At 67.3% G+C, this 10,268-nt stretch carries 6 protein-coding genes; 4 read left to right on the top strand and 2 right to left on the bottom strand.

The annotated features are described in order from the left end of the window. Both B551_RS06575 and aceE read right to left on the bottom strand, forming a co-directional pair. Positions 1-260, bottom strand: a 260-nt coding sequence (locus B551_RS06575) for a biotin/lipoyl-containing protein (protein WP_043437802.1), incomplete at its 3' end; no start/stop codon positions are given. A gap of 176 nt (positions 261-436) precedes the next feature. Further along, the gene (gene aceE / locus B551_RS06570; RefSeq protein ID WP_006578225.1) at positions 437-3,124 is read right to left on the bottom strand and encodes a pyruvate dehydrogenase (acetyl-transferring), homodimeric type; all 2,688 of its coding nucleotides are present in this window, start codon (positions 3,122-3,124) and stop codon (positions 437-439) included. A gap of 394 nt (positions 3,125-3,518) precedes the next feature. Between aceE and B551_RS06565 the strand changes: the two genes are divergently transcribed. From B551_RS06565 to B551_RS06550, 4 genes are all read left to right on the top strand, one after another. Continuing rightward, entirely contained in the window at positions 3,519-6,152 is a 2,634-nt protein-coding gene (locus B551_RS06565) for a PAS domain S-box protein (RefSeq protein WP_023263713.1), read from the top strand. A gap of 123 nt (positions 6,153-6,275) precedes the next feature. Beyond that, entirely contained in the window at positions 6,276-6,908 is a 633-nt protein-coding gene (locus tag B551_RS06560; protein ID WP_006578226.1) for a response regulator transcription factor, read from the top strand. 253 nt (positions 6,909-7,161) lie between these two features. After that, entirely contained in the window at positions 7,162-8,013 is an 852-nt protein-coding gene (folD, locus tag B551_RS06555; protein WP_006578227.1) for a bifunctional methylenetetrahydrofolate dehydrogenase/methenyltetrahydrofolate cyclohydrolase FolD, read from the top strand. 147 nt (positions 8,014-8,160) lie between these two features. Beyond that, positions 8,161-10,248 (top strand): M3 family metallopeptidase, encoded by a 2,088-nt coding sequence (locus B551_RS06550; RefSeq protein WP_023263712.1) that lies wholly within the window; start codon positions 8,161-8,163, stop codon positions 10,246-10,248. Positions 10,249-10,268: the final 20 nt, after the last annotated feature.

Raw genomic sequence — 10,268 nt, 5'->3', positions numbered from 1 at the left:
GGTGCGGGAGCGGCGGCGCCCGCGGGTTCGAGCATCACCAGCACCGAGCCTTCGGCGACGTTGTCGCCGACCTTGACCTTGACTTCCTTGACCGTGCCGCCCTGCGGCGAAGGCACGTCCATCGTCGCCTTGTCCGATTCCAGCGTGACCAGCGCATCCTCGGCGTTGATCGTGTCGCCCGGCTTCACGTGGACTTCGATGACGGGAACGGCGTCGTAGTCGCCGATATCCGGCACCTTGATTTCAATCGCTTGACTCATTCAGTGTCTCCTGGACAGGACGGCGCGCGTGACAACGAAGCGTCGAGATTACTTTGACGCACGTGCCTTGTCACGCCGCGGCGCCCCGGCCATTTACTGGGCAACGCCCAGGCAAGGCCCGGGCGACCCGGGCACGGCATGGCCATGCCCGGGGGTTCGCGGGAGTGACAGCCGGATCAGACCGTCATCGGGTTCGGCTTGTTCGGGTCGAGGTTGTACTTCTTGATGGCCTCGGCGACCTTGTCGCGCGGGATGGCACCCTCGTCGGCGAGCGCCTTCAGGGCGGCCAGCGTGACCCAGTGGCGGTCCACTTCGAAGAAGTGGCGCAGCTTCTCGCGGGTATCCGAGCGGCCGAAGCCGTCGGTGCCCAGCACCACGTAGCGGCGCGGCACGAACGGGCGGATCTGCTCGGCGAACGCGCGCACGTAGTCGGTCGACGCGATCACCGGACCGCGCACCGACTTCAGGCACTGGGTCACGTGCGATTCGCGCGGCGTCTCGGTCGGATGCAGCAGGTTCCAGCGCTCGGCGGCCTGGCCTTCGCGCGCCAGCTCGGTGAAGCTCGGGCAGCTCCACAGATCCGACTCGACGCCCCAGTCCTTCTTCAGCAGCTCGGCGGCGGCGATCACCTCGCGGAAGATCGTGCCGGAGCCCAGCAGCTGCACGCGCGGCGCGTTGCTGTTCTCGGCGCCCTTGCGGAACGCGTACATGCCCTTGACGATGTCCTTCTCTACGCCAGCCGGCATTTCCGGATGCTCGTAGTTCTCGTTCATCACCGTCAGGTAGTAGTAGACGTCCTCCTGCTCCGCGTACATGCGGCGCAGGCCGTCCTGCATGATCACCGCCAGCTCGTACTGGAAGGTCGGGTCGTACGAGATGCAGTTCGGGATCACCGCGTGGAACACGTGCGAGTGGCCGTCCTCGTGCTGCAGGCCCTCGCCGTTCAGCGTGGTTCGGCCCGAGGTGCCGCCCAGCAGGAAGCCGCGCGAACGCATGTCGGCGGCGGCCCAGCACAGATCGCCGATCCGCTGGATGCCGAACATCGAGTAGTAGATGTAGAACGGGATCATCTGCACGCCGTGCGTCGAGTACGACGTGGCGGCCGCGATCCAGTCGCACATCGCGCCGGCTTCGTTGATGCCTTCCTGCAGCACCTGGCCAGTCTGCGATTCCTTGTAGAACATCAGCTGGTCATGGTCTTCCGGCACGTACTTCTGGCCCTGCTGGTTCCAGATGCCGATCTGGCGGAACAGGCCTTCCATGCCGAAGGTGCGCGACTCGTCCGGGACGATGGGCACCACATGCTTGCCGATCTGCTTGTCCTTGAGCAGCGTGTTCAAGATCCGCACGAAGGCCATCGTGGTCGAGACCTCGCGGCCCTCGCCGGTGGCCTTGAGCAGCGCCGAGAACGCCGACAGGTCGGGCACCGGCAGCGGATCGGCCTTCTGGCGGCGCGTCGGCAGATAGCCGCCGAGCTCCATGCGGCGGGCGCGCATGTATTCGAGTTCCTTCGAGCCTTCCTCGAAGGTCAGGTACGGGACCTCTTCCAGCTTGTCGTCCGGCACCGGCAGATTGAACTGGTCGCGGAAGCGGCGGATCGCCTCGACCGGCATCTTCTTCTGCTGGTGGGTGATGTTCATCGCCTGGCCGGCATCGCCCATGCCGTAGCCCTTGATGGTCTTGGCCAGGATCAGCGTCGGCTGGCCCTTGTGCTCGGTGGCGGCCTTGTAGGCGGCGTAGATCTTGTGCGGATCGTGGCCCCCGCGGTTCAGGCGCCAGATGTCGTCATCGGACCAGTCGGCCACCATCGCCTTGAGCTCGGGCGTATTGAAGAAATGCTCGCGCACATAGGCGCCGTCCTTGGCCTTGAAGGTCTGGTACTCGCCGTCGACGCATTCCATCATGCGCTTCATCAGCAGGCCCTTGGTGTCGCGCGCCAGCAGCGAATCCCAGCGGCTGCCCCAGACCACCTTGATCACGTTCCAGCCGGCGCCGCGGAATTCCGACTCCAGTTCCTGGATGATCTTGCCGTTGCCGCGCACCGGACCGTCCAGGCGCTGCAGGTTGCAGTTGATGACGAAGACCAGGTTGTCCAGCTGCTCGCGGCCGGCCATGCCGATCGCGCCCAGCGATTCCGGCTCGTCGGTCTCGCCGTCGCCCAGGAAGGCCCAGACCTTGCGGCCTTCCGTGTTGACCAGGCCGCGGCTCTGCAGGTACTTCATGAAGCGGGCCTGGTAGATCGCCATGATCGGGCCCAGGCCCATCGACACCGTGGGGAACTGCCAGAAGTCCGGCATCAGCCACGGGTGCGGGTACGACGAGATGCCCTTGCCATCGACTTCCTGGCGGAAGTTGTCGAGCTGCTCGGTGGTCAGCCGGCCCAGCAGGAAGGCGCGCGAATAGACGCCCGGCGCCGAGTGGCCCTGCACGAAGACCAGGTCGCCGCCGTGCTTGTCCGACGGGGCATGCCAGAAGTGGTTGTAGCCGACGTCGTACAGCGTGGCCGCCGACGCGTAGGACGAAATGTGGCCGCCGACGTTGGTGTGCTTGTTGGCCCGCAGCACCATCGCCATCGCGTTCCAGCGCGAGTACGAACGGATGCGGTGCTCGATGTCCTGATCGCCAGGAATGCGTGCCTGTTGCTCGACCGGAATCGTGTTGATGTACGGGGTCTCGGCGTGGAACGGCTGGGTGACGCCGTTCACGCGCGCATATTCGATCTGCTTGTCGATCAGGAAGGCCGCGCGCTCGCTACCTTCCGCGCCGATCACGCCCTGCAGGGCCTCGAGCCATTCTTGGGTTTCCTGCGGGTCGGCGTCATTGGCGCCGGCTGCGCCGAGGATCTGCTCTGGTACGGCTGACATGGATCGTCTCCTGTGGAATGCGTGCGCCAGCAACGGCCGCTTTCGTGGGTGGCTGGCCTGGCGCTGTCTGACGGGGGTGCGGAGCGAGGCGCGGATGGGCGGATGAGCTGGCCTGTGTCGCCGGCACTCGGACAAGGTCCGACCGCCTTCCTCCCGCATCGTTCGGTCGGCACCGATTCTATGGAAGGCGATTTCCCAGCACAAGGGAAATTTTCAAATTACGGTATCGTTTCTCATGATGCGAAATATTGCGGCAACGCACCACGAGACCGCCAGCCGCGCCACGATGCGGCCTGCGGGCAAACGGCCGGCGGCGCGTGCCGCATAGGCGCTTTCCCCAAGCGACGCACTGCAACATTCGAGCTACACTGCCCGGTCAGTCGTCAATCCCATCATGCTGTCCATCCACCGCCTCGCCGCCCGGCTGCTGCCGGCCCTCCGCCTGCCGATGATTCCCCCCGCCGCCGATGCCTCCCGCGATGCCGGCGGTGCCGGAATCAGTGGTGGCGGCCACGGCGCGATCGACCAGTTGAGCGCGCTGACGCCACTGGACGCGCTCGAGGGGCTCGGCTCCGCCGACGAGGCCACCGACGGCCGTCCCTTCACCGGTCCGCCGCGCGGCCTGTGGTGGCTGCGCTGGCGCAACCTGGTCGCGACCAGCTGGTTCATGTTCATCCCGCTGGTCGCGATCGTGCTGTTCTCGGGCGCGATGGGCGTGATCCTATGGTCGTTGCACGAGACCGAGCGCCAGCAGCAGCGCGACGCGCTGTATCGCGACGCCGCGTGGGCGCAACAGCGCGTACGGCTGTCGCTGCTGAGCAACCAGGATCAGCTCGCCTCGCTGGCGCGCGACATCGCCGCCGCGCAGCTGGACCAGCGCGCCTATCGCACCGCCGCGCAGGAGGTGCTGCGCGAGAACCCGGAAATCGTCTTCATCAACTGGCTGGACGCGACGCGCCGCGCCCGCTGGTCGCTGCCGTCCACGTCGGAGTTCGCCGCGCGGCTGCGCGAGACGCCCGAGCAGCCGCTCGAACCGGAGGTGCTCGACACCTTCGATACCGCGCGCGAGACCCAGCGCGTGGTCTATTCGCGCCCGCTGGTCAACGAACGCGGCGACAGCTTCATGCTGATGCAGGTGCCGATCGTGCGCGACAACGAGTTCCTCGGCACGCTGGGCGCGCTCTATTCGATCAACGGCATCCTGACCCATCTGCTGCCGCCGGAGCTGACCGAGCGCTACCGCTTCTCGCTGATCGACAAGAACAACCAGCTGCGCGCCAGCACCTCGCTGCGGCCGGTGCCCGCCACCGCGCTGTCCTACGAGGTGCTGCTCGACCCGCCGGGCCACTCGCTGTCGCTGCGCGCCGATGCCTATCCGCCCGCATCGAACCTGCCCAACAACATGCTGCTGTGGCTGGTGGTCGGGCTGTCGTGCTTCCTGCTGTGGAGCCTGTGGAGCATGTGGCGGCATACCAGCCGCCGCTCCGAGGCGCAGCGCGCGCTGCTGGCCGAGACATCGTTCCGCCGCGCGATGGAAAACTCGATGCTGATCGGCCTGCGCGCGCTGGACCTGAACGGACGCATCACCTATGTGAACCCGGCCTTCTGCCGCATGACCGGCTGGCAGGAACACGATCTGGTCGGCCGCGTGCCGCCCTTCCCCTACTGGCCGCCCAACGACCAGCAGGAGATGCAGCGCCAGATCGATCTGACGCTGCAGGGCAAGTCGCCGACCGGCGGCTACGAGATGCGCGTGATGCGCCGCGACGGCACCAGCTTCTTCGCCCGCATGTACGTGTCGCCGCTGATCGACAGCCGCGGCCGCCATACCGGCTGGATGAGCTCGATGACGGATATCACCGAGCCGAAGCGCGCGCGCGAGGAGCTGGCCGCCGCGCACGACCGCTTCACCACCGTGCTGGAGAGTCTCGACGCCGCGGTGTCGGTGCTCGCCACCGACAAGCCGGAACTGCTGTTCGCCAACCGCTATTACCGGCAGCTGTTCGGCTGGGAGCCCGAGGGCCATCTGAAGCTGGCCGGCGGCGAGGTCGAACAGGAACAGGTCACCAGCGACCACACCGATTTCGTCGACGCCTATGCCGGGCTGCCCGCCTCAGAGCTGATGCCTTATGCATCGGACGCGCGCGAGATCTTCGTGCCGGACATGCAGAAGTGGTTCGAGGTGCGGCGCCGCTATATCCAGTGGGTCGACGGCCACCTGGCGCAGATGCAGATCGCCACCGACATCACGGTGCGCAAGGCGGCCGAGGAAATGGCGCGCCAGCACGAGGAACGGCTGCAGTTCACCAGCCGCCTGACCACGATGGGCGAGATGGCCTCGTCGCTGGCGCACGAGCTGAACCAGCCGCTGGCCGCCATCAACAACTACTGCATGGGCGCGGTGGCGCGGCTGCGCTCGGGCCGCAGCACGCCCGAGGACCTGATGCCGATCCTGGAGAAGACCTCGGCGCAGGCCGTGCGCGCCGGCACGATCATCAGCCGCATCCGGGGCTTCGTCAAACGCAGCCAGCCGCAGCGGCGCGAGACCGCGCTGCACGATATCGTCGCCGACGCGGTGGGCCTGGCCGATATCGAGGCGACGCGCCGCCGCGTGACGATCCTGACCCGGCTGCCGCCCCCGCCGGTCACGCTCTATGTCGACCCGGTGCTGATCGAGCAGGTGCTGGTCAATCTGCTGAAGAACGCGGTCGAGGCGATGTCGGGCCTGCCGGCGATGCGCGCGGCCGGCGTGGTGCGGCTGCACGCCCGCATCGACCAGGGCGAGCTCGGCCAGACCGTCTGCATCGACGTGATCGACCAAGGCCCGGGCGTGGACGAGGCCACCAAGGAGCGGCTGTTCGAGCCGTTCTTCAGCACCAAGTCCGACGGCATGGGCATGGGCCTGAATATCTGCCGCTCGATCATCGAGTCGCACCAGGGCCGGCTGTGGGTCGAAAACAATGCGGACGGCATCGGCTGTACGTTTAAAATCATGCTGCCGCTGGAGCCGGAGGTTGCCGATCAGTGAAGGCCGATCGTTGAGGGCCGATCGCCAGGCAACCGCCCCGCTGCCCCCGCCGTGGCGGGTGTGCGGCGCAGGCGGCCGGAGTTACACTAGCCGAATCGCACAGACGCAGCATCAGGAGACTTCATGACCGTAGCGCCAAACCCCACTCCCCACCGCGGCGAGACCGTCTTCATCGTCGACGACGATGAAGCGATGCGCGACTCGCTGACCTGGCTGCTGGAGGGCAATGGCTACCAGGTTCGCAGTTTCGCCAGCGCCGAGCAATTCCTGGCCGCCTACGATGCCAACCAGGTCTCCTGCCTGATCCTGGACGTGCGGATGCCGGGCATGAGCGGCCCGGAACTGCAGGAGCGCATGATCGCGGAGAACATCCATCTGCCGATCGTCTTCATCACCGGCCACGGCGACGTGCCGATGGCGGTATCGACGATGAAGAAAGGCGCGATCGACTTCATCGAGAAACCGTTCGACGAATCCGAGCTGCGCGCGCTGGTCGAGCGCATGCTGCAGAAGGCCCGGGCCGACCACTCGGCCGCGCGCGAGCAGCGCGCCGCGCAGGACCTGCTGGGCAAGCTGACCACGCGCGAACAGCAGGTGCTCGAGCGCATCGTCGCCGGACGGCTGAACAAGCAGATCGCCGACGACCTGGGCATCTCGATCAAGACCGTCGAGGCGCATCGCGCCAACATCATGGAAAAGCTGAACGTCAATACGGTGGCCGACCTGCTGCGGCTGGCGCTGTCGCGCAACAGCTGATCCGCGGCGGCAGATCGGCTCACGCCTGCCGCCTTCCGCGTTCCCCTCTTCCCGGACACCCCACTGGCCAGCGGCCGGCATCTCGCCGGCGCTGGCCAGTTCGTTTTGCACCGCCCCGTGGCGCCGTGCGAGGATGCCGCCGCAGCGCGACACCTTATAATGTCACCCCTGCGACCCGGCCGGCCCGTCCCGATGCGCCAGCCGATGGCGTCGCTCCTGATTTCCACCTCCCAGCCGCTCTGCGTCCCCGCCCATGTCTGCCCAATTGATCGACGGCAACGCCCTTGCCAAGCAAATCCGTTCCGAAGCCGCCCAGCGCGCCGCCCGCCTGACCGAACGCGGTCACCAGCCGGGGCTGGCCGTGGTCCTGGTCGGCGAGGACCCGGCCAGCCAGGTCTATGTCCGCAACAAGGTCAAGGCGTGCGAGGACAACGGCTTCTTCTCGTCGCTGGACCGCTATCCGGCCGATCTGTCCGAGACCGACCTGCTGGCCCGCATCGACGAACTGAATCGCGATCCGAAGATCCACGGCATCCTGGTGCAGCTGCCGCTGCCCAAACACATCGACAGCCACAAGGTGCTGGAGGCGATCGCCCCGGAGAAGGATGTCGACGGCTTCCACGTCGCCAACGCCGGCGCGCTGATGACCGGGGCGCCGCTGTTCCGCCCCTGCACGCCCTATGGCTGCATGAAGATGCTCGAGTCGATCCAGTACCCGCTGCGCGGCGCACGCGCGGTCGTCGTCGGCGCCTCCAACATCGTTGGCAAGCCGATGGCGATGCTGCTGCTGCAGGCCGGCGCCACGGTAACGATCTGCAACAGCAAGACCCGCGATCTCGCGGCGCACACCCGCGAGGCGGACGTGATCGTCGCCGCGGTCGGTCGCCGCAACATCATCACGGCCGACATGGTCAAACCCGGCGCGGTGGTCATCGATGTCGGCATGAACCGCGACGACGCCGGCAAGCTGTGCGGCGACGTGGACTTCGCCGGCGTGCGTGAAGTGGCCGGCTATATCACGCCGGTGCCGGGCGGCGTCGGCCCGATGACGATCACGATGCTGCTGGTCAATACGCTGGAGGCGGCCGAGCGCGCGGCAGGCTGAGGCGAGCGCCGGTACACTCAGCGCAGAGCGCGCCCGGAAGCTGCCGGCAAGCCATCGGGGAAACCGCTGGAAAATCGCGGATATGCCCCAAGTTGCGGAATATCCGAACGTCAACGCGAACGTCAACGCCACGCCAACGAGAAAGCCATGGATCAAGCCGACAAGAACGCCGCCAACCCGTTGCTGGATTTCAGCGACCTGCCCCGCTTCGCCGAGATCCGCCCCGAGCATATCGGCCCGGCGCTGGACGTGCTGCTGGATGCGGCGCAACGCGCCGTCGCGCTGGTCGAGGACCCGGCCCGGCCCGCCAGCTGGGCCGAGACCGTCGACACGCTCGAGCAGGCCACCGAGCCGCTGGGCCGGGCCTGGGGCGTGGTGGGCCACCTGAGCTCGGTCGCCGACACGCCCGCGCTGCGCCAGGCCCACGCCGAGAACCTGCCTCGCATGACCGAGTTCTGGTCGTCGCTGGGCCAGAATCTGGCGCTCTACGAAAAGTACAAGGCGCTGGCCGCCAGTCCCGAGTACGCGACGCTGAGCCCGGCTCGCAGGCAGCTGCTCGACAACGAGCTGCGCGGCTTCCGCCTCGGCGGCGCCGAGCTGCCGGAGGACCAGAAGCCGCGTTTCGCCGAGATCCAGGAGCAGCAGGCCCAGTTGGGCAAGGCCTTCTCCGACCACGTGCTGGACGCGACCAACGCCTACTCGCTGGTGATCGAGGATCCGGCGCGCCTGGCCGGCCTGCCGCCCGACACGCTGGAGGCTGCTCGCGAGGCGGCGGCCAAGGACGGCAAGGAAGGCTGGAAGTTCACGCTGCATTTCCCGTCGTATTTCCCGGTGCTGCAGTACGCCGACGACCGCGCGCTGCGCCAGACGCTGTACGAGGCCAACGTCACGCGCGCCTCCGAGCTGAGCCCGCAGTACGGCACCGGACAGGCCGACTGGGACAATACGGCCAATATGCGCGAGCAGCTGGCGCTGCGCCGCGAAGAGGCCCGCATGCTGGGCTACGGCTCGTACGGCGAGGTGTCGCTGGTGCCCAAGATGGCCGATTCGCCGGCGGAGGTGCTGCGCTTCCTCGACGAACTGGCCGCCAAGGCGCGGCCCTATGCCGAGCGCGACTGGGCCGAGCTGCGCGAGTTCGCCGCCAGGGAGCTGGGCCTGGCCGAGCTCGCGCCGTGGGACGTCGCCTATGCCTCCGAGAAGCTGCGCCAGCAGCGCTATGCGTTCTCGGAGCACGAGGTCAAGCAATACTTCCCCGAGCCCAAGGTGCTGGAAGGCCTGTTCGGCGTCGTGCAGAAGCTGTTCTCGGTGCGCATCGCGCCAGACGAGGCGCAGACCTGGCACAAAGACGTGCGTTTCTATCGGGTGACCAGCCCGGACGGTGCACTGCTCGCGCAGTTCTACCTGGACCTGTACGCGCGCGAAGGCAAGCGCGGCGGCGCCTGGATGGACGACGCGCGCGGCCGCCGCGAGCGCGGCGACGGCACCGTGCAGACGCCGGTCGCCTACCTGACCTGCAATTTCTCGGCGCCGGTCGGCGACAAGCCGGCGCTGTTCACGCATGACGAGGTCATCACGCTGTTCCATGAGTTCGGCCACGGCCTGCACCATATGCTGACCCAGGTCGGCGAGCTGGGCGTGTCCGGCATCAACGGCGTCGAATGGGATGCGGTCGAGCTGCCCTCGCAGTTCATGGAGAACTTCTGCTGGGAATACGAGGTGCTGGCCGACATGACGCGCCACGTCGATACCGGCGAGCCGCTGCCGCGCGCGCTGTTCGAGCGCATGCTGGCGGCAAAGAATTTCCAGAACGGCATGATGACGCTGCGCCAGATCGTGTTCTCGGCGTTCGACATGCATCTGCACACGGACTTCGATCCGGACGGCGACAAGTCGGTACTCGAGCTGTCGCGCGAGATCAACGACCGCATCCACGTGGTGCCGCAGTACCCGCTGTCGCGCTGGCCCAATACTTTCAGCCATATCTTCGCCGGCGGCTATGCGGCGGGGTACTACAGCTACAAGTGGGCCGAGGTGCTGTCCGCCGATGTCTACGCCGCCTTCGAGGAAGCCGCGCAGCTGACCGGCAGCGTGCTCGATAGCGAGACCGGCGCGCGTTATCACCGCGAGATCCTGTCGGTGGGCGGCAGCCGTCCGGCGATGGAGTCGTTCACGGCGTTCCGCGGCCGGCCGCCGCAGATCGATGCGCTGCTGCGCCACGGCGGGATGGCGGCATGAGCGGCGCGCCCGACGATCTG

Origin of the sequence: Cupriavidus sp. HPC(L), assembly GCF_000307735.3 — a bacterium.
In the GTDB taxonomy this organism is placed as follows: domain Bacteria; phylum Pseudomonadota; class Gammaproteobacteria; order Burkholderiales; family Burkholderiaceae; genus Cupriavidus.
This window is presented reverse-complemented; position numbering and strand designations above follow the sequence as displayed.

Excerpts from the sequence above, each read along its gene's own strand:
- aceE (WP_006578225.1), bottom strand. The coding sequence starts at position 3,124 with ATGTCAGCCGTACCAGAGCAGATCCTCGGCGCAGCCGGCGCCAATGAC.
- B551_RS06550 (WP_023263712.1), top strand. The coding sequence starts at position 8,161 with ATGGATCAAGCCGACAAGAACGCCGCCAACCCGTTGCTGGATTTCAGC.
- B551_RS06565 (WP_023263713.1), top strand. The coding sequence starts at position 3,519 with ATGCTGTCCATCCACCGCCTCGCCGCCCGGCTGCTGCCGGCCCTCCGC.
- folD (WP_006578227.1), top strand. The coding sequence starts at position 7,162 with ATGTCTGCCCAATTGATCGACGGCAACGCCCTTGCCAAGCAAATCCGT.
- B551_RS06560 (WP_006578226.1), top strand. The coding sequence starts at position 6,276 with ATGACCGTAGCGCCAAACCCCACTCCCCACCGCGGCGAGACCGTCTTC.